The organism is Lutibacter sp. (assembly GCF_030692605.1).
GTDB lineage: Bacteria > Bacteroidota > Bacteroidia > Flavobacteriales > Flavobacteriaceae > Lutibacter.
Map to the genome: position 1 here is coordinate 15,240 of NZ_JAUYUD010000060.1, position 19,602 is coordinate 34,841.

At 32.1% G+C, this 19,602-nt stretch carries 16 protein-coding genes; 9 read left to right on the top strand and 7 right to left on the bottom strand.

Annotated elements, in window-relative coordinates; translation table 11 throughout:
- The first annotated feature begins 36 nt into the window (after positions 1–36).
- The 5 genes from Q8S45_RS05710 to Q8S45_RS05730 all read left to right on the top strand — a co-directional run bounded on the left by Q8S45_RS05710 (position 37) and on the right by Q8S45_RS05730 (position 6,468).
- Entirely contained in the window at positions 37–3,126 is a 3,090-nt protein-coding gene (locus Q8S45_RS05710; protein WP_305602122.1) for a leucine--tRNA ligase, read from the top strand.
- A gap of 7 nt (positions 3,127–3,133) precedes the next feature.
- Entirely contained in the window at positions 3,134–3,391 is a 258-nt protein-coding gene (locus Q8S45_RS05715) for a SemiSWEET family sugar transporter (protein ID WP_305602124.1), read from the top strand.
- A gap of 2 nt (positions 3,392–3,393) precedes the next feature.
- Positions 3,394–4,143 (top strand): hypothetical protein, encoded by a 750-nt coding sequence (locus Q8S45_RS05720; RefSeq protein WP_305602126.1) that lies wholly within the window; start codon positions 3,394–3,396, stop codon positions 4,141–4,143.
- A 90-nt stretch (positions 4,144–4,233) separates the two neighbouring features.
- The gene (locus Q8S45_RS05725) at positions 4,234–5,688 is read left to right on the top strand and encodes a PAS domain-containing sensor histidine kinase (RefSeq protein WP_305602128.1); all 1,455 of its coding nucleotides are present in this window, start codon (positions 4,234–4,236) and stop codon (positions 5,686–5,688) included.
- 3 nt (positions 5,689–5,691) lie between these two features.
- Positions 5,692–6,468, top strand: a complete 777-nt coding sequence (locus tag Q8S45_RS05730) for an enoyl-CoA hydratase/isomerase family protein (RefSeq protein WP_305602130.1) — start codon at positions 5,692–5,694, stop codon at positions 6,466–6,468.
- A gap of 3 nt (positions 6,469–6,471) precedes the next feature.
- Here Q8S45_RS05730 and Q8S45_RS05735 read toward each other — a convergent pair whose 3' ends face one another.
- The 5 genes from Q8S45_RS05735 to Q8S45_RS05755 all read right to left on the bottom strand — a co-directional run bounded on the left by Q8S45_RS05735 (position 6,472) and on the right by Q8S45_RS05755 (position 11,502).
- Positions 6,472–7,308 (bottom strand): LysM peptidoglycan-binding domain-containing C40 family peptidase, encoded by an 837-nt coding sequence (locus Q8S45_RS05735; RefSeq protein ID WP_305602133.1) that lies wholly within the window; start codon positions 7,306–7,308, stop codon positions 6,472–6,474.
- A 121-nt stretch (positions 7,309–7,429) separates the two neighbouring features.
- A complete protein-coding gene (locus Q8S45_RS05740; RefSeq protein WP_305602136.1) occupies positions 7,430–8,083 on the bottom strand; it encodes an HD domain-containing protein in 654 nt (217 codons plus the stop codon).
- Between the two features lie 66 nt (positions 8,084–8,149).
- Positions 8,150–8,935, bottom strand: a complete 786-nt coding sequence (locus tag Q8S45_RS05745) for a DUF1080 domain-containing protein (RefSeq protein ID WP_305602139.1) — start codon at positions 8,933–8,935, stop codon at positions 8,150–8,152.
- Between the two features lie 38 nt (positions 8,936–8,973).
- Entirely contained in the window at positions 8,974–10,455 is a 1,482-nt protein-coding gene (locus Q8S45_RS05750; RefSeq protein WP_305602142.1) for a Gfo/Idh/MocA family oxidoreductase, read from the bottom strand.
- A gap of 54 nt (positions 10,456–10,509) precedes the next feature.
- Positions 10,510–11,502 carry a sugar phosphate isomerase/epimerase gene (locus Q8S45_RS05755; RefSeq protein WP_305602145.1) on the bottom strand — a complete coding sequence of 331 codons (993 nt, stop codon included), beginning with the start codon at positions 11,500–11,502 and terminating at the stop codon, positions 10,510–10,512.
- Positions 11,503–11,716: 214 nt separating this feature from the next.
- On the opposite strand from Q8S45_RS05755, the gene Q8S45_RS05760 reads away from it, so the two are divergent.
- Positions 11,717–13,438, top strand: a complete 1,722-nt coding sequence (locus tag Q8S45_RS05760; protein ID WP_305602148.1) for a GMC oxidoreductase — start codon at positions 11,717–11,719, stop codon at positions 13,436–13,438.
- Positions 13,435–14,049 carry a gluconate 2-dehydrogenase subunit 3 family protein gene (locus tag Q8S45_RS05765; RefSeq protein WP_305602151.1) on the top strand — a complete coding sequence of 205 codons (615 nt, stop codon included), beginning with the start codon at positions 13,435–13,437 and terminating at the stop codon, positions 14,047–14,049. The genes Q8S45_RS05760 and Q8S45_RS05765 overlap by 4 nt, the downstream gene beginning before the upstream one ends.
- 100 nt (positions 14,050–14,149) lie before the next feature.
- On the opposite strand, the gene Q8S45_RS05770 is transcribed toward Q8S45_RS05765, so the two are convergent.
- A complete protein-coding gene (locus Q8S45_RS05770; RefSeq protein ID WP_305602154.1) occupies positions 14,150–14,539 on the bottom strand; it encodes a hypothetical protein in 390 nt (129 codons plus the stop codon).
- 72 nt (positions 14,540–14,611) lie between these two features.
- Positions 14,612–15,022 (bottom strand): BrxA/BrxB family bacilliredoxin, encoded by a 411-nt coding sequence (locus Q8S45_RS05775; protein ID WP_305602157.1) that lies wholly within the window; start codon positions 15,020–15,022, stop codon positions 14,612–14,614.
- A 140-nt stretch (positions 15,023–15,162) separates the two neighbouring features.
- Here Q8S45_RS05775 and Q8S45_RS05780 point away from each other — a divergent pair, with 140 nt between their 5' ends.
- Both Q8S45_RS05780 and ileS read left to right on the top strand, forming a co-directional pair.
- Entirely contained in the window at positions 15,163–15,903 is a 741-nt protein-coding gene (locus tag Q8S45_RS05780; protein WP_305602159.1) for a TerB family tellurite resistance protein, read from the top strand.
- Positions 15,904–16,173: 270 nt separating this feature from the next.
- Positions 16,174–19,602 carry an isoleucine--tRNA ligase gene (ileS, locus tag Q8S45_RS05785; protein ID WP_305602162.1) on the top strand — a complete coding sequence of 1,143 codons (3,429 nt, stop codon included), beginning with the start codon at positions 16,174–16,176 and terminating at the stop codon, positions 19,600–19,602.

The following is a 19,602-nucleotide window of genomic DNA, read 5'->3' on the forward strand; positions in this document are numbered from 1 at the left end:
AATGTAACTTTGCGCTTTTATAATTGAAAAGTAAAAATGGAATACAATTTTAGAAAGATTGAGGATGATTGGCAAAAGTATTGGGCAGAAAAACAAACGTTTAAAGCAGAAAATAACGCCACAAAACCTAAATATTATGTGTTAGATATGTTCCCTTATCCGTCTGGAGCAGGGTTACATGTTGGGCATCCACTTGGATATATTGCTTCAGATATTTATGCACGTTACAAACGACATAAAGGATTTAATGTTTTGCATCCGCAAGGGTACGATTCTTTTGGATTACCAGCAGAACAATATGCAATTCAAACAGGGCAGCATCCAGCTATTACTACAGAAGCTAACATAAAAACATATAGGAAACAGTTGGATCAAATTGGATTTTCATTCGATTGGTCTCGCGAAGTACGGACTTCAGATCCAAGTTATTATAAATGGACTCAGTGGATTTTCATTCAATTATTCGAATCTTATTATTGCAAAGATGCAAATCAGGCAAGATCAATTTCAGAATTGGAAGCTGTTTTTGCTACTGAAGGAAACTATAGAATTAATGCAGCTTGTGATGATAATATTGAAATTTTTGGTGCTGATGATTGGAAAAACTATTCAGAAGAACAAAAACAGAAAATTTTATTAAAATACAGACTTACTTTTTTATCTGAAACTGAAGTAAACTGGTGCCCTGCTTTGGGAACTGTATTAGCAAATGATGAAATTGTAAACGGTGTTTCTGAACGTGGAGGACATACCGTTATTCGAAAAAAAATGATGCAATGGAGTATGCGAATTACTGCATATGCACAGCGTTTATTGGATGGTTTGGCTAAAATAGATTGGCCACAACCTTTAAAAGATTCACAAACGTATTGGATTGGAAGATCTGAAGGAGCAATGGTTTCATTTAACGTCATTGCGAGTGAAACGAAGCAATCTCTACCTTATAAGATTGATGTTTTTACAACTCGCCCTGACACCATTTTCGGAGTTAGCTTTATGACACTTGCTCCCGAACACGAATTAGTTTCAAAAATTACAACTCCAGAACAAAAAGAAGCAATTGAAACGTACAAAAAAGCTACCTCAAAACGAAGTGAATTAGAACGTATGGCTGATGTAAAAACAATTTCGGGAGTTTTTACAGGCGCTTATGCCCAACATCCATTTTCTGGCAAAGAAGTTCCAATTTGGATTGGAGATTATGTATTAGCTGGTTATGGGACAGGTGCCGTTATGTCGGTTCCATGTGGTGATGAACGTGACTATGCTTTTGCGAAACATTTCAATATTGAAATTCCAAATATTTTTGAAGGTGTTGATATTTCCGAAGAAGCTTATACCGATAAAGAAAATTCTGTAATTGCTAATTCTGATTTTTTGAATGGATTGCCTTATAAAAAAGCAATGAAAACCATTATTTATGAAATAGAAAAACGTGGTTTTGGATATGGAAAAATAAATTACCGTTTGCGCGATGCAGTTTTTAGTCGTCAACGATATTGGGGAGAACCTTTTCCGGTATATTACAAAAACGGAATGCCTCAAATGATTGACAAACAATATTTGCCAATTGTATTACCAGAAGTTGAAAAATACTTACCAACAGAAGATGGTCAACCACCTTTAGGTAATGCAACTACTTGGGCTTGGGATACAAATACAAACACAATAGTTAGTAACGATAAAATAAGTCACCCTTCGGGGGATTTAGGGGGCGTTTTTTCGCTGGAATTAAACACAATGCCGGGTTGGGCAGGAAGTTCTTCTTACTTTAACCGGTATATGGATTCTGAAAACACAGAAGAATTTGTAAGCAAAGAAGCTGTAAATTATTGGCAAGATGTAGATTTGTATATTGGTGGAAGTGAACACGCAACTGGGCATTTATTATACTCTCGTTTTTGGCAAATGTTTTTATACGACAAAGGAGTTGTACCTGTTGAAGAATATGCAAAAAAACTGATTAACCAAGGAATGATTACTGGGACTTCAGCTTTTGTTAAAAGAGTAGGTTTTACTTTTTTTAACTTAGCAGGAATTGATTTTTCTGTAAAAGATAATGAAAATTTAAATCTTTTAAGAGAAGAATTTAAGGTGGTAAAGGATAAAATTATTTCAGAGGACTTAATATTATATTTAAAAAAAACATACAATCTTGATAAAACGAACAATAAAGAGCATATTGAACATATGAAAAAAAGAGAAGTTTTGATTAATTATTTAATTAATCCAATTTCTCAAAAAATTAGTGAATTAGGCTTAATTGATAAAATATTGATTGATGATGGAGATTTACAGTTTTTCAAAACACACGTATCGGTTGACTATGTAAATTCGAATGATCAATTAGATTTTGAAAGATTAAAAAAGGAGGATATTCTATATAAGGAAGTAGAATTTATAACAGCAGATAGTAATATATTTTTGTGTTCTCGCGAAGTAGAAAAAATGTCTAAATCCAAATACAATGTTGTAAATCCAGACCAAATTTGTGTGGAATACGGAGCGGATAGTTTACGAATGTTCGAAATGTTTTTAGGTCCGTTAGAGCAGTCTAAGCCTTGGAAAACTTCCGGAATTTCGGGTGTTTACAGTTTCTTAAAAAAATTGTGGAAATTATATATTGTAAACGATGTTTTTTCTGTTTCAGATGAAGAGCCAACACCTGAAGAATTTAAAGTTTTGCACAAAACTATTAAAAAAGTGGAAGAAGATATTGCAAATTTCTCTTTCAACACTTCGGTTTCAACATTTATGATTGCGGTAAACGAATTAACAGCTTTAAAATGTAATAAAAGAGCAATTTTAGAGCCACTAGCCATTATTATTGAGCCTTATGCACCGCATATTGCTGAAGAATTATGGAAAAATCTAGGACATTCAACATCTATTTCAACTGTTGAATTCCCTGTTTTTGAACCAAAATATTTGGTAGAAAGCAGAAAGGAATATCCTGTTTCATTTAATGGTAAAATGCGTTTTAAAATAGAATTATCATTAGATTTGGGGATAAAAGAAATTGAAGATGCTGTTTTGGCTCATGAAAAAACGCAAGAGCACTTACAAGGAAGAATTCCTAAAAAGGTAATTATAGTTCATGGTAAAATTATAAACATTGTTGAATAATAATTAAATGATTGACAAATTTGAAATAATAGGATTAATTGCAGCTGTTTTAACAACATCGGCTTATGTTCCTCAGGTTTATAAAACTTGGAAAATAAAATCGGCAGGTAATTTATCATTAACAATGTACATCACCATGTTTATTGGAATTATATTATGGTTGGTTTATGGAATTCATTTGAATAGTTTCGCAATGATTATTGCTAATAGTATCACCGCCATGTTAACCTTTTTATTGATTGTTTTTAAACTTAAATATAAATAACAATGTTCAAAAAAAATATTAATTATAACGCTCGAAAAACACATAGATATTTAGGTGTTATCATTGGTATTCAATTTTTATTTTGGACACTTGGCGGTTTGTATTTTAGTTGGAACAATATGGATGATGTGCATGGTGAAACGCTTTTAAAACATGATGAATATTCCGTAAAAAACTTCGATTTTTCTTTGATTCAACAAGGAATAGATTCCTTAAAAATTGTGAAAGGATTGGATTCAATTCGATCTATTAATTTTATAGAAATATTGGATAAACCTACTGCGCAAGTAAGATATTTTTATGATGGACATCTTCAAATTCAACTAATAAATTCGGAAACGGGGAAATTGCGTTCAGAATTAACAGGTCAAGAGTGTATTGAAATAGCCGAAAAACAGTTACTAAAACCAATTCCAATTATTAAAGCAGTGTTATTAAAAAAGCACACCGCTGGAGATCATCATGAATATAGAGGGAAGTTATTGCCAGCCTATGCTTTTACATTAGATCATCCAACAAAAACTACCATTTATGTTTCTACCGAATTAGGTGAAATCACAAGTGTAAGAAATAACAATTGGCGTCGTTTCGACTTTTTATGGATGCTTCACACCATGGATTATTCTACAAGAGACCATATAACAAACTGGGTATTACGTATTTTTTCAGTGTTTGGGTTAGTTACAGTATTATCAGGCTTTTATCTTTTCTATTTATCGTCACCATTTATGAGAAAATTCCGTAAAAAATAAGTTAAACTCATGTTGATTTCAATTTGAAGGTGATGTATAAAATGTTTTTCATCCAGTAAAATATTAGTTATATTTACTTCAAATTATAGTATGAAAATAAAGCAACTTTCTTTACGAATCCGTATTTTTTTAGCAATGATTTTGCTGATATTATTGGCATCGGTATTAATTGCGGCGGTTACTATATATCAATACAAAGAGCAAACCGAAGAGTATAATGAAGGCAGATTATTGCGTAAAGAGGAAGCCGTAAAAGCATCAATAAATTATTGGCTCTCAAGTGGGAATACTTTCCCTTTGGAAGCTGAGAATTTAAAATTTATTTTCAAAGATAAAATTTATGAAATTTCTGATATTGAAAAATTAGAAATTAATATTTACGATTTAAATGGAAACAAGGCCATCAGTTCTCATGCAGGTTTTATAAAAAGTGATGCTCCAGTTGCACTTTCAAAGGAGCTAATTAATTATTTATCAAATAATATAGAACATAAATATTCAAGTTCATTAAACCTTGAAGGAAGTACTTTTCAAACTTCTTTTTCTTATATTATTGATAATAAATTTAAACCATTTGGGATTTTGAATTTACGTTATGAGCAAGACAATACTGCTCAAGATGAAGATTTGAGAGAGTTTTTGTATAGGATGTTAATGGTGTATGTTTTAATGTTCGCAATAGCCATTTTACTTGCTTATTTTATCTCAAGTTATGTTACCAAAAATATAAAAGCTGTAACTGATAAAATGAAAAGCACATCGTTAAATTCAAGAAACGAAAAAATTGAAATAAAAAATGCAAGTTTAGAAATTAACACACTAGTTAACGCATATAATTTTATGGTCGATGAACTTGAAAGCAGTGCAATTAAATTAGCTAAAGGGGAAAGAGAACAGGCGTGGCGCGAAATGGCAAAACAGGTGGCTCATGAAATTAAAAATCCGCTAACGCCAATGAGACTTACGGTGCAAAGTTTTCAACGAAAATTTGATGCTAACGATCCTGAAATTAAAGATAAAATTAATGAATATAGCAAAACATTGATTCAACAAATTGATACCATGAGCCTTATAGCTTCAGCCTTTTCAGATTTTGCTAAAATGCCAGCACAACAAAAAGAAGAATTGGATGTGGTAGAAGTTATAAAACATGCACTTGATATTTTTTCTGAAGAGTATATTTATTATTTTCCTAAAAAGGAATCAATTATTGCAGAATTAGATAAAACGCAATTAATAAGGGTTATAACAAACTTAGTAACTAATGCCATTCAAGCATTACAAGAAGTTGAACACAAAAAAATTGAAGTTACTGTAACCGAAGAAAATGAAAAAGTGATTATTGTTATTGCGGATAATGGAAAGGGAATTTTGGAAAATGATAAAATAAGGGTTTTTGAGCCAAAATTTACGACCAAATCCAGTGGAATGGGATTGGGATTGGGAATGGTTAAAAACATAATTGAAGCATATAACGGAACAATTACTTTTACATCAAAACAACAAGTTGGAACCGTTTTTAATATCGAAATACCAAAAAAATAAGAAATGGAATTTAATAATATTTTAGTTGAGATTGATGCAAATATTGCATTTATTACAATAGACCGTCCTCAAAAATTGAATGCTTTAAATATAGACACTATTGAGGAGCTTCATGAAGCATTTAAAAGTTTGAATAACAATAAAAATGTGAAGGTAATTATAATTACAGGAAGCGGTGAAAAGGCTTTTGTAGCTGGTGCAGATATTTCAGAATTTGCTCATTTTTCAGTTTTGGAAGGAGCTGAGTTAGCAAGAGAAGGACAATATAAATTATTCGATTTTATTGAGAACCTAGAAACTCCGGTTATTGCAGCAATTAATGGTTTTGCACTTGGAGGAGGTTTAGAATTGGCTATGGCAGCGCATTTTAGAGTGGCAAGCTCCAATGCAAAAATGGGATTACCAGAAGTTAGTTTGGGTGTAATTCCAGGGTATGGAGGCACACAGCGTTTGCCACAATTGGTAGGAAAAGGAAAAGCAATGGAACTTATTATGACTGCCGGAATGATAACTGCTGATGAGGCTAAAGATTGGGGGCTTGTAAATTATGTGGTAACACAAGAAGAATTATTATCTTTTTGTGAAACTCTAGCGCAAAAAATTGCAAGAAACTCTTCTGTGGCAATTACCGCTGCAATAAAATCGGTAAACGCAAATTTTACGAATGGTGTAAATGGTTACAATGTTGAAATAGAAAATTTTGGGAAAAGTTTTGGCACCAATGATTTTAAAGAAGGGACAACGGCATTTTTAGAAAAACGAAGACCTAATTTTGAGTAAATTTTAAAAAATTCTATTTATTTGAACAAATCTTTTTGAATAGTACATCTCTTTAATGGATGAAATTATAACACCTAAACTTGTTGAAGAATGAATAAATTTTATTTCGTCTTCAATAATTTCTGTAATCATACCCACATGACTTATGCTCCCTATTCTATTGGTAGCAAAAAAGATTAAGTCGCCTATTTTGGCTTCGGAACGATCTATTTTGGTTCCAACTTTAGCTTGTTGATGAGACGATCTTGGAAGGGTCATGTTTATTTCTTTAAAAGTAGTATACATTAATCCAGAACAATCAAAACCTTTAGCGCCTGTTCCACCTCTTCTGTATCTAGTACCAATATTTTTCGATGCGGTTTCAATTAAAAAATCAATTTGTGAAGTTTCAAATACAACTTCTTCAATAGGTGCCTTTACAACAATATTTTCAATGGCTACAATTGGAGCTTCTTCTCTTAATATTAAAACATGACCAATAGGTAGTTTTGCCGTAACAGACGGGTTTAAATGTTCAAGTTCTTGAATACTAATCCCATATTTTTTTGAAATTCTAAATAAAGTTTCGCCTGAAACAACAGTATGATTTTGTATTTGAGAAAGATCTATTTCATTCGTTTTTACTTGTTTATTTGGTATTTGAACAATTGTATTTAATTGTAATAACTTTCCTTTAAGTTTAGGATTAAGGGCATAAATGACCGTTTCTTTTACATCGTATTTTTTAGCAATGGCATAAATACTTTCACCTTTAGCTACTTTATGTGTAACAGTGGTTTGAGAAAAAACCAACGAGCTAGTTAGTATAAAAAAGAAGGATAAAAGTTTATAACTATTCATATATTTCAATGTGTTTTAACAATAGTTGCCAAAAGTATAAAAACTATCAATTGGGTTTAAGATATTAACATAACTTTATCATTCCTAAACAAATTGTTTCTTCAAAGATAAAACTTATTATTTATTTTACCCCATTCCATTCATTGTAAAACTGCTGAAGAAAAGTTTCCATATATTGGTGACGTTCTTCAGCAATTTTTTTACCTGATACGGTGTTCATTTTATCTTTTAATAATAACAATTTTTCATAAAAATGATTAATTGTTGGAGCGTCTGACTTTTTATATTCTTCTATATTTTGATTTAGTTTTGGAGCAATTTCAGGGTTGTATAATTCCCTGTTTTTAAAACCTCCGTAATTAAAACAACGAGCAATACCAATTGCACCAATTGCATCTAACCTGTCTGCATCTTGAATAATAGCAAGTTCTGGTGAATTGAATTTTTGCTCAAAATTTCCACCTTTATATGATATGTTCGAAATTATTTTTTCAATATGAACGATAATAGAATCATCAACTTGCTGACTTTCTAAAAATTCACGTGCTATTTTAGGTCCAATAGTTTCATCACCATTATGAAATTTTGAGTCGGCAATATCGTGCAATAAAGCACCCAATTCAACAATAAACAAGTCAATATTTTCTCCTTTTGCTATTAATTTGGCATTGTTCCAAACACGTAAAATATGAAACCAATCATGTCCACCTTCGGCATTAATTAAGCTCGCTTTTATAAATACTTCAGTATTTGAAATTATTTGTTGTTTATTCATTGCTTAAAATTAAAAAATCCACTTTAATTAAAGTGGATTTTTATATTTATTTTTTTTTAAAAAATATTACAATTCTTTTATTCTGATATTTCTGAACCAAACATCATCACCATGGTCTTGTAGTCCGAAATATCCTTTTGAAGCAACATCGGCCCAGTCTTTATTTAATGATGGGAATTTACTTCCAGCAACAAGTTCGTTCCATTCTGGAGTCCATAAATGATATTCTAAAACATTTTCACCATTCATTTTGTGCACAACAGTTCCTTTATAAACTGTAATTTCAACAGTATTCCATTCTCCAACCGGTTTGGCGTTTTGTGGTTTTGCTGGAATTAGATCGTATAATGAACCTGCCATTCGATTTCCGTCTTTTCCTAATTTAGCGTCAGGATGTTTCTCATTATCAAGAACTTGCATTTCTGGTGCCGTTTTCCAAATATAATCGAGCTTTTCTTGTCCAAGGTAAAATATACCAGAATTTCCACCTTCAGAAATTTTCCATTCTAATTTTACGGTAAAGTTTTGAAATTCTTTATTATAAAGGATATCTCCACCTTCCTTGTTTCCAGCTTCACCTCTTCCAGATCCAATACAGTGGATTGTACCATCAATAATTGTCCAACCATTAGGTAAATATTCTTTTTTGTAACCTCTCCAACCTTCAGCTGTTTTACCATCAAAAAGTAGCAACCAACCTTCTTCTATTTCAGCTTGAGTTAACGTATTTATTGGAGTTTCTATATTCACTTTTTCTTCTTCGGCAGTTTCAACAGGCTTTTTTATTTCAGGTTTACAACTTATTATTAAGATAAGAATGAGAGAACCAAACATTAAATTTTTTGTTTTCATTTGTTTAAATTTTATTATTTTTATAAATATGTTTTTAATTATTTTGGCATATCTGGTAATGACCATCCATTTCTATAATTATGTTTAATCAATTCTTCTGCAAATAAATTTGCGTTAACTGGTTCTGTCCATACTTGATCAAAAGTTGGGTGTCCATCATGAATTTTAAAATTATCTTCTTTAATAATTTTAATAAACTCATTATCATTTATATTGGTAAACTTCATGTTTTTTCCATCCCACTCCAATTTTTTATTTAAATTTTGAAGACGAACGGCAAGTACTCCCATTACAACCATTTCGTTAAATGGTCCAGCTTCTTTAAAAGGTGAAGCGGTTTCAATTCTACTTCCTGCATTTTCCTTACATGCTCTTATCCAATCTTGTTCATGAGAAACTTCAATTCTACGTCTGAATTTTGGAGCTGATGGAATTCTTCCTGACAATAACCAAGGATCCATACCATAACATCCACAAATAAGTGTGTCTTTGGTACCATGGAAAATAACACCACCACCTGAATTGTTCATGTCCTTACCTTCTGGCCATCCTACTGGTTTATTTGGTTGCAAACCACCGTCATACCATGTAACATCTACTTGAGGTAAATTTAGGTTATTCTTAGACATTCTTTTTGGGAAGGTAAGGGTTACCTTTTCAGCATTTGGTGCAGAGTCTGTAAGTAACATTGTGGAACTTGCTTGAGCAGAGATAGGATACCCTAATTCGAGCCCAACAAAAACTGGATGTAAAATATGACAAGCCATGTCACCAAGTGCTCCTGTTCCAAAATCCCACCATCCACGCCAGTTCCATGGAGTGTAAATTTCGTTATATGGTCTCATTTTTGCTGGTCCAACAAAAAGATCCCAATCTAATGTTCCTGGTGATTCCATAGCGCCTGGAATTGGTTGTCCTTGTGGCCAAATTGGCCTGTCAGTAAAAGCTTCCACACTTGTTACTTCACCAATTTCATTGTTTGCTATCCACTCTGCAATCAAATTAACGCCTTCCCCAGATGCACCTTGGTTACCCATGGAAGTTGCTACTTTGTATTTATTTGTTAGATTAGTCAAAAGTCGAGATTCATAAACTGTATGCGTCAAAGGTTTTTGCAAAAAAACGTGTTTCCCCATTGTAATTGCATCTGCGCTGATAATAGCATGAGTATGATCAGCAGTCGCCACAACAACAGCATCAATAGATTTACCTAGCTCATCATACATTTTTCTAAAATCTTTATATATTTTAGCTTTTGGATAATGTTTAAAAACTCGATCAGAATATTTCCAATCAACATCACACAAACCAACAATATTCTCGGTTTCCATTTTTTTAAGGTTACTAAACCCCATTCCACCAACACCGATTCCAGCTATATTTAGCTTATCGCTTGGAGCAATATGGCCTAAACCACTTACAGTAAAAGATGGAATAATAGTAAAACCAGCTGTTGCAACTAAACTTTTTTTCACAAAGTCTCTTCGCGAGAATGCATTTTCTTTTTTAATTCTACTCATGATTTGATACTTTTATAATTAATTATTTTTTTTGGAACTATTTTATGAGGATACTTAATTTAACATTTTTGCAGCCTTTATCATAAGGTTTTTAGTGGCCATAATACCAGCTATTTCATCTAAGTTATTACCTTCGTACTCAACCCCTATATAACCTTTGTAGCCTGCATCTTTAACAATTTGAAGCATTTTTACATAATCAATTTTAGGTTGATTACCATCTGAATCAAAATCATAACTTTTTGCACTAACTCCTTTTGCAAATGGCATTAATTCTTTAACACCTTTATAAATATCATACGCATCTTTACAGTTTTCACTATTAATTGAACCATAATCTTTAGTTTGACAAAAATTACCAAAATCTGGTAAAGTACCGCAATTGTCTTTTCCTATTTTGGTCATTACATCCGCCAACCAAGCTCCATTTGAAGTATATCCACCATGATTTTCTACTATAACATTAATATTTTTTTCTTTAGCATAGTCGGCTAATTCACTTAAGCTATTTATTGCAGCATTTGCAACATCTGTAGAACTACCCTTTCCATGAGCATTAACTCTAATTGAATGACAACCTAAATAGGCGGCAGCATCTACCCATTTTTTATGATTCTCAACAGCGTTACTTCTTTCGTTATTATCCAATGAAGCCAAATCACCCTCACCGTCAACCATAATTAGAACATTTTCTACATTATATTTTTCACTATTAATTTTAAGTATTTTCAATAGATTTTCCATGGCAATTTTTGGATTATCGCCTTTTGCTAATTCCACTTTATAAAGTTGACTTACATACTCTATACCATCAAAGCCTAATTCATTGGCTTTTTTAGCAAAATCTAATGGATCTAGGGTTTTTTCTCTTAAAATGGCCTTATTTAAAGACCACTGAGCTAAAGAAATTTTAAAAAATAAAGAAGGTTCTTTCTGTAAGATTTCTTTTGATAATAATGCAATTTCTTTTTCTTTAGTTTTTGACGAAGTACAAGCGCTAACCCCTAGAATTACAAGCGCAAAATAAATTAAAACTGATTTTGACATGAAATGAATATTTTTTTTCACAATTTATTATGAATTTAAAAGATTAATAATTATTTAACTAGGCATAAATTTAATGAATATTCTTTTAAAAATGCTTTAATATTTGAAAACAATAATTAATTTTTATTACAGCATGGTTGTTAAATATTAAGGCTATAAATTGTTATATTAGCAACCGAAAAAAATATTTTAATTATAAAATTTCTTATAATCAATGCTTAAAAATGAGATTAATAAACAACCTGAATACGATGCTATAGTTATAGGAACTGGTATTACAGGCGGTTGGGCTGCAAAAGAACTTTGTGAAAATGGTTTAAAAACCTTAGTATTGGAAAGAGGGCGAATGGTTAAACATATTGAAGATTACCCTACCATGCTTAAGGATTCATGGGATTTTGAATTTAGAGGAAAGGCCTCAAAACAAGATTTAGAACGTCAACAAAAACAAAATAGATCAGAGGGGTTAATTAATCCAGCTCATAATCATTGGTTTGTAGATGATATTCAACATCCGTATACCGAAACAAAACGATTTGATTGGATAAGAGGTTATCATGTCGGAGGCAGATCAATAACTTGGGGAAGACAATCGTATCGATGGAGCAACTTGGACTTTGAAGCTAATAAAAAAGATGGTTTCGGGGTAGATTGGCCAATACGTTATAAAGATATTGAACCTTGGTATGATAAAGTTGAGCAATATATAGGCGTATCTGGAGAAAATTTAGGTCTTGCCCATTTACCTGACGGGAAATTATCTAAACCGATGGAATTGAATTGTGTAGAGTTGGATTTTCGAAGAGGTTTAGCTGAAAAATTTGATGATAGAATTCTTACAATTGGTAGAACAGCGAATTTAACAGGAGATAAAGTGCATGAAGGAAGATCAAACTGTCAATTTAGAGATAGATGTATAAGAGGTTGTTTATTTGGAGGTTATTTTAGTAGTAATTCATCGACGCTACCAGCTGCTGAACGAACAGGAAATATGACATTAAGACCGAATTCAATTGCTTTTGAAATAGTATACGATGAGCAAAAAGGATTAGCTTCAGGTGTGAGAGTAATTGATACTTTAACCAAAGAAAAACATTTTTTTAAAGCATCGATTATATTTTGTTGCGCCTCTACTATTGCAACTGCAAGTGTTTTAATGCAATCGAAATCAAATAGATTTCCTAATGGTTTGGGTAATGATAGCGGGGAACTTGGACATAATGTAATGGATCATCAATTAAATGTTGGAGCATATGCAACCGTAGAGGAACACCAAGATAAATATTATAAAGGTAGAAGACCAAATGGGTTTTATATACCAAGATTTAGAAATTTGGATAAAAAAAGTGAACAAAAAGATTTTATAAGAGGATATGGATATCAGGGAGCTGCTTTAAGAAACGATTGGAGTAGTGCTGTAGCGGAAATGAGTTATGGAAAAGAGTTGAAAGAAGAATTGACAAAACCAGGTCAATGGTCTATTGGCATGGGTGGTTTTGGAGAATGTTTGCCTTATCATGATAATAAGATTAGTTTGAATTATGATAAATTAGATGAATGGGGATTACCAACGGTTGATTTTGATGTGGAATTTAAAGATAATGAAAAGAAAATGCGAAAAGACATGCAAGAGCAGGCTGTAAAAATGCTTGAAGCAGCGGGATATAAAAATGTTAAAGGATTCGATAAAACAGAATCTTTTTACCCAGGTCTAGGTATTCATGAAATGGGTACAGCTCGAATGGGGCTTGATCCAAAAACATCTGTATTAAATAAAAATAATCAAATACATTCAGTACCAAATGTATATGTGACCGATGGCGCATGTATGACTTCTTCTGCTTGTCAAAACCCTTCGTTAACATATATGGCATTAACGGCAAGAGCAGCAAATCATGCCGCTGAAGAGCTAAAAAAGAATAAAAAGAAGTTATGAAACGTAGAACAGCGCTAAAAAATTTATCCTTAAGTTTTGGATATGTAGTTGCCACTCCAACAATAATTAATATACTATCATCTTGTACAGAAAGCGTTGAAACTTGGAAGCCTTTATTTTTATCATCTGAAGAAAAACATTTAGTAACCCACTTAGTTGACATTATTTTACCAGCATCTGAAATTCCTGGGGCATTAGATGTTAACGTTCCTCAATTTATTGATAAAATGTATAAAGAAGTTGAATTTGAAAGTAATCAAAAGATATTTCAAAAGGGAGCAACTATTTTTATCCAAAAATTTGAAGACAACTTTGAAAAAAGAGTAGAAAAGGGTTTTAGACAAGAAATTGAGCAATTATTTGAAACGTACTTTAAATTACCAATATTTGAAACAGAAAAGATAATACAAGAACAAAGGTTAACGGAATCTGAGGTAAGTAATAGCAGAAAAGAGGATTATTTAATGTATAAGTTTTTATTCTCTGTAAGAAATTATACCTTATTTGGGTATTATACCTCAGAAAAAATTGGTAAAGAAGTATTGACTTATGATCCAATTCCAGGGGCATATAAGGGTTGTTTGCCTATTGAAACATTAGGGAATGTATGATCATTATAAGCACTACTTTTATAAATGAAATACAATCAAAAAAAATCCTAAAAAAAATATTTTTTTAGGATTTAAAATTTTCAAAAAACACAAAATATTTTCAAAAAACAGCAACACATTTACCGTCTACACAAGAAAGCGCTGTTGGAGGCATTGCAAAAGCGCAATCTGAACCAATGCTCCATTTTTTGTTATAGACACTTTCTTTCAAATTGTAAATGGCTACTTTTTCCTTTAATAAATCAATATTAACAGATTTACTAAACACTATGTAACTCCATGGACCTCCACAGGGTTTACTTCCAAAGGCCAAATAATCACAGTTGGAATTTTCGATGCAACTACCTGTTGCAACAAGTTGATCAATTTCTTTTTTTAAAGAATTTAATTCTTTTAAATCATCTTCTTGATACCCTTCACTTTCGTTTGAGCAACAAAAAAGGAATGGTAAAAACAGAAGTATTTTTGTAAATGAAATAAACATTTTCATAAATAGATTATTCAATTGAGTTTAAAAAACATCAAAAATCAATCCAAATTTAAATTAATTTTGAAAATTATTTTAGCAATATTCTTCATAAGCACCTGCTAAATTTGAAGCAATTACTTCTGCGGGTCTTCCTTCGATATGATGACGTTCTAACATGTGAACTAGTGTACCGTCTTTAAACAGTGCAATGGCTGGAGATGAAGGAGGAAAAGGAACCATAAATTCACGTGCTTTAGCCGTTGCATCTGAATCAACACCTGCAAAAACAGTTACTAGATTAGTAGGTTTTTTATCGTATTGCAAAGAGACTACCGCTCCAGGACGTGCAGTACCAGCGGCACAGCCACATACAGAATTAACAACTACCAATGTAGTGCCTTCTTTTTTTAACGCTTCTTCTACCTCTTGAGCCGAATGTAATGATGTAAAACCAGCGTTTTCTAATTCAAGTTGCATTGGTTTTACTATTTCTTGTGGATACATAATATATTTTTTTAGTTAAATAATTGAAGCTGCAAATATAACAGATTTAAAGTAAAATGATGTTTTTTTCAATTTAAGTGTATGCTTTGTTTTTAAAAATAAGTATAAAACTACGTATATTTGAAACTTTATTTTAGAATATGGCAAATTTTGTAAAGTGGATAGGTGCTGGTTTAGGTTTTACATTGGGTGGACCAATTGGTAGTGTTTTAGGTTTTGTTTTAGGAAGTGTCTTAAGCGGGTTTTCGAAACAAGATATTGAGCAAGTAAGGCAATATAGGTCTGCTAGTGCAAATGCACAATCTGGTGATTTTGAAATTAGTTTATTGTTGCTTTCTGCAGTTGTTATTAAAGCAGATGGGAAAGTGAATCAAACCGAATTGAATTTTGTTCGTCAGCATTTTATTGTAATGTACGGTGAAGAAAGGGCCAACAATGCATTTAAGTTGTTTAAAGGATTTACTGAAAATAACGATTTTTCGACAAGGCAAGTTTGTATTCAAATCAGACAAAATCTTTCGCATGCAGCTCGATTGCAATTGTTACATTTTTTATTCGGAATTGCTAAGGCCGACGGAATTGTATCAGAATTGGAAATTGGAGCTATTAAAACATTGGCAGGATATTTAAATATCAATCACAATGATTTTGAATCTATAAAGGCAATGTTTTATGAAAGTGTTAATAATGCCTATGTTATTTTAGAAATAGACAAAAATGTTTCAAATGAAGAAGTAAAATTAGCTTATAGAAAAATGGTAAAAAAACACCATCCTGATAAATTACAACATCTTGGTGATGAACACGTTAAAGGCGCTGAAGATAAGTTTAAAGAAGTACAAAAAGCATATGAACAGATTAAAAGTGAAAGAAATATGTAAAAAAAATATTTTTTGGTGACCAAATTCTAATGTTGGGGTCTTATAATTATATTATCAGGAATTAATAAGTTACCCAAAGATATGAGACGCCTCCACAGAGGCGTTTTTTATTTCCCATAAATAGCAGTAAAATTCTTCTTTTTATTGAATATAAAATCAAAATTAACACAATTAACATCAATGTTTTATGTGATAATTTTTTTAACATTTTCAAACTGTTATTTTCAATAAAATATGTAATTTCGCAAACTAATTGAATTAAGGGTAAAAATGAGTAAAAAGTTTAGAGAATATAAGGGTTTGGACCTTTCCAAAATAGCCAATGAAACATTGTTATTTTGGGAAGCAGAAAATATTTTCGAAAAAAGTATCACTACTAGGAGTGAAAACAAACCCTATGTGTTTTTTGAGGGGCCACCTTCAGCAAATGGGTTACCTGGAATTCACCACGTGATGGCTCGTGCTATTAAAGATATTTTTTGCCGTTATAAAACCTTGCAAGGCTTCCAAGTGAAGCGTAAAGCAGGTTGGGACACTCACGGATTACCCATAGAATTAGGTGTTGAAAAGGAATTAGGAATTACCAAAGAAGATATTGGTGTAAAGATTACTGTTGAAGAATATAACGAGGCATGTAAAACTGCGGTGATGCGTTATACCGATGTGTGGGAAGATTTGACACACCGGATGGGGCATTGGGTAGATATGGAAGATCCATACGTTACTTACAAGCCAAAATACATGGAAACTGTTTGGTGGTTATTGGCTGAAATGTATAAAAAAGGATTGATTTATAAAGGATATACCATCCAACCATATTCACCAAAAGCAGGTACTGGACTAAGTTCTCACGAATTAAATCAGCCAGGAACGTACCAAGATGTTACAGATACATCTGCGGTTGCTCAGTTTAAAGCTATAAAAAATACGTTGCCAAATTTTTTACAAGAAATAGCTGGAGATGTCTACTTTTTAGCTTGGACAACTACACCATGGACGTTGCCTTCAAACACTGCGTTAACAGTTGGTAAGAAGATAGATTATGTGTTGGTTAAGTCTTTCAACCAATATACTTTTGAGCCTATTAATGTAATTTTAGCTAAAAATTTAGTTGGAAAACAATTTGCAGGAAAATTCTTTTCAATTGAAGATGAATCGTTACTTTCTGAATTCAAAGAAAACGACAACCTGCCTGCCGGCAAGGCAGGGAAAATTCCTTTCATTGTTGTTCAAGAATTTAAAGGCGCTGATATATTAGAATCTAGATACGAACAATTATTGCCATTTACACTTCCATATCAAAATCCAGAAAATGCTTTTAGAGTTATTTCAGGTGATTTTGTGACTACTGAAGATGGAACAGGAATTGTACACACCGCTCCAACTTTTGGTGCCGATGATGCTATGGTTGCAAAACAAGCAAGCCCAGAAGTGCCACCAATGTTAGTGTTAGATGACAATGGGAATCCAGTTCCATTAGTAGATTTACAAGGAAGGTTTACTAAGCACATGGGTGTATATGCTGGAAAATATGTAAAGAACGAATATTACGATGAAGGTGAAGCACCAGAACGCTCTTTAGATGTAGAAATTTCAATACAATTAAAAGAAGAAAATAAAGCATTTCATGTAGAAAAATACCGTCACAGCTATCCACATTGTTGGAGAACTGACAAACCAGTTTTATATTATCCAATGGATTCTTGGTTTATAAAAGTGACCGAGAAGCGTGATAGAATGTTCGATTTAAATAATACTATTAACTGGAAACCAAAATCAACTGGAGAAGGTCGTTTTGGAAATTGGTTAAAGAATGCCAATGACTGGAATTTATCTCGATCTCGGTATTGGGGAATTCCGCTGCCAATTTGGAGAACTGAAGACGGAACCGAAGAAATAATTATTGGTTCGGTTGAAGAATTAAAAATGGAGATGAAAAAATCTGTTGAGGCAGGTTTTATGATGCATGATATATTCTCTGATTTTGAAGTTGGAAATATGAGTAATGAAAACTATGATAAAATAGATCTTCATAAAAATATTATTGATAAAGTAGTGTTGGTTTCTGCAAAAGGACAACCAATGAAACGCGAATCAGATTTAATTGACGTTTGGTTCGATTCAGGTTCTATGCCTTATGCACAATGGCATTATCCGTTTGAAAATAAAGAATTAATTGACGAAAATAAATTCTTCCCTGCGGACTTTATTGCTGAAGGAGTGGATCAAACACGTGGGTGGTTTTATACATTACACGCTATTTCAACCATGGTTTTTGATTCGGTGGCATATAAAAATGTAGTTTCTAACGGATTGGTGTTAGATAAAGAAGGTAAAAAAATGTCGAAACGATTAGGAAATGCTGTGGATCCATTTGAAACAATGGATAAATACGGTGCAGATGCTACACGGTGGTATATGATTTCAAATGCAAATCCTTGGGATAATTTAAAATTTGATATTGAAGGTGTAGACGAAGTTCGCCGTAAATTCTTTGGTACCTTATACAACACTTACTCATTCTTTTCTCTTTATGCAAATCTTGATAATTTTACCTATGCTGAGGATGAAATTGCAATTAACGAAAGGCCAGAAATAGATCGTTGGATTTTATCAGAATTAAATACACTGGTGAAAAATGTTGAAAGTTTTTATGAAGACTACGAACCAACCAAGGCCGCACGTGCAATTCAGGAATATGTTGGTGAGAATTTAAGTAACTGGTTTGTTCGTTTAAGCAGAAGACGTTTTTGGAAAGGGAATTACGAACACGATAAAATATCGGCATATCAAACGTTATACACTTGTTTGTTAACGGTAGCAAAATTAAGTTCACCAATTGCACCATTTTTTATGGACAATCTTTACAAAGATTTAATGAGTGTAACAGGAAAGGAAGATTTTGAATCGATACATTTGGGTACTTTTCCAACTTTTGATGAAAATTTGGTAGATAGTAAGTTGGAACATAAAATGCAACAAGCTCAAAAAATATCTTCTATGGTTTTGTCACTTCGTAAAAAGGAAATGATAAAAGTGCGTCAACCATTACAACGAATTATGATTCCCGTTTTGGATGAAAAAGAAAGGGAAGAAATTTTAGCTGTTGAAAACTTAATAAAATCTGAGGTAAATGTAAAAGAAATTGAACTGATCGATGATGCTTCTGGGATGTTGGTTAAGACTATAAAACCTAATTTTAAGATACTTGGGCCTAAGTTTGGTAAAGAGATGAGGTTTGTTTCAGAGGCCATTCAAAATTTAACTCAAGAAGATATTTCAATTGTTGAAAAACAAGGTGGAATTTCGTTAAAAATAAACGAAAATGTTGTATTTTTAGAACAGGAAGATTTCGAAATTACCTCTCAAGATATAGAAGGATGGTTGGTAGCAAATCAAGGAGGCCTTACAGTTGCTTTAGACGTAACAATTACCGATGAACTACGAAAAGAAGGGAATGCAAGAGAGCTAATTAATAGAGTTCAAAATTTACGAAAAGAGTCTGGTTTAGATGTAACAGATAAAATTAAATTAGTTATTCAAAAAAATAGTATATTAGAACAATCAATAGCAGCAAATGAGGACTATATAAAAACAGAAACATTAACTAATGAGCTGGTTTATGAAGAGTTTTTAGAACATGGGATAGAAATTGCTTTTGACGATGTTAACACGAAAATTTTAATTGAAAAAATGTAA

Bases quoted from the DNA above. Each gene is read 5' to 3' on its own strand.
- Q8S45_RS05740 (WP_305602136.1), bottom strand. From the start codon at position 8,083: ATGAATAAACAACAAATAATTTCAAATACTGAAGTATTTATAAAAGCG.
- Q8S45_RS05780 (WP_305602159.1), top strand. From the start codon at position 15,163: ATGGCAAATTTTGTAAAGTGGATAGGTGCTGGTTTAGGTTTTACATTG.
- Q8S45_RS05750 (WP_305602142.1), bottom strand. From the start codon at position 10,455: ATGAGTAGAATTAAAAAAGAAAATGCATTCTCGCGAAGAGACTTTGTG.
- Q8S45_RS05770 (WP_305602154.1), bottom strand. From the start codon at position 14,539: ATGAAAATGTTTATTTCATTTACAAAAATACTTCTGTTTTTACCATTC.
- Q8S45_RS05775 (WP_305602157.1), bottom strand. From the start codon at position 15,022: ATGTATCCACAAGAAATAGTAAAACCAATGCAACTTGAATTAGAAAAC.
- Q8S45_RS05710 (WP_305602122.1), top strand. From the start codon at position 37: ATGGAATACAATTTTAGAAAGATTGAGGATGATTGGCAAAAGTATTGG.
- Q8S45_RS05730 (WP_305602130.1), top strand. From the start codon at position 5,692: ATGGAATTTAATAATATTTTAGTTGAGATTGATGCAAATATTGCATTT.
- Q8S45_RS05735 (WP_305602133.1), bottom strand. From the start codon at position 7,308: ATGAATAGTTATAAACTTTTATCCTTCTTTTTTATACTAACTAGCTCG.
- Q8S45_RS05715 (WP_305602124.1), top strand. From the start codon at position 3,134: ATGATTGACAAATTTGAAATAATAGGATTAATTGCAGCTGTTTTAACA.
- Q8S45_RS05745 (WP_305602139.1), bottom strand. From the start codon at position 8,935: ATGAAAACAAAAAATTTAATGTTTGGTTCTCTCATTCTTATCTTAATA.
- Q8S45_RS05725 (WP_305602128.1), top strand. From the start codon at position 4,234: ATGAAAATAAAGCAACTTTCTTTACGAATCCGTATTTTTTTAGCAATG.
- Q8S45_RS05765 (WP_305602151.1), top strand. From the start codon at position 13,435: ATGAAACGTAGAACAGCGCTAAAAAATTTATCCTTAAGTTTTGGATAT.
- Q8S45_RS05760 (WP_305602148.1), top strand. From the start codon at position 11,717: ATGCTTAAAAATGAGATTAATAAACAACCTGAATACGATGCTATAGTT.
- Q8S45_RS05720 (WP_305602126.1), top strand. From the start codon at position 3,394: ATGTTCAAAAAAAATATTAATTATAACGCTCGAAAAACACATAGATAT.
- Q8S45_RS05755 (WP_305602145.1), bottom strand. From the start codon at position 11,502: ATGTCAAAATCAGTTTTAATTTATTTTGCGCTTGTAATTCTAGGGGTT.
- ileS (WP_305602162.1), top strand. From the start codon at position 16,174: ATGAGTAAAAAGTTTAGAGAATATAAGGGTTTGGACCTTTCCAAAATA.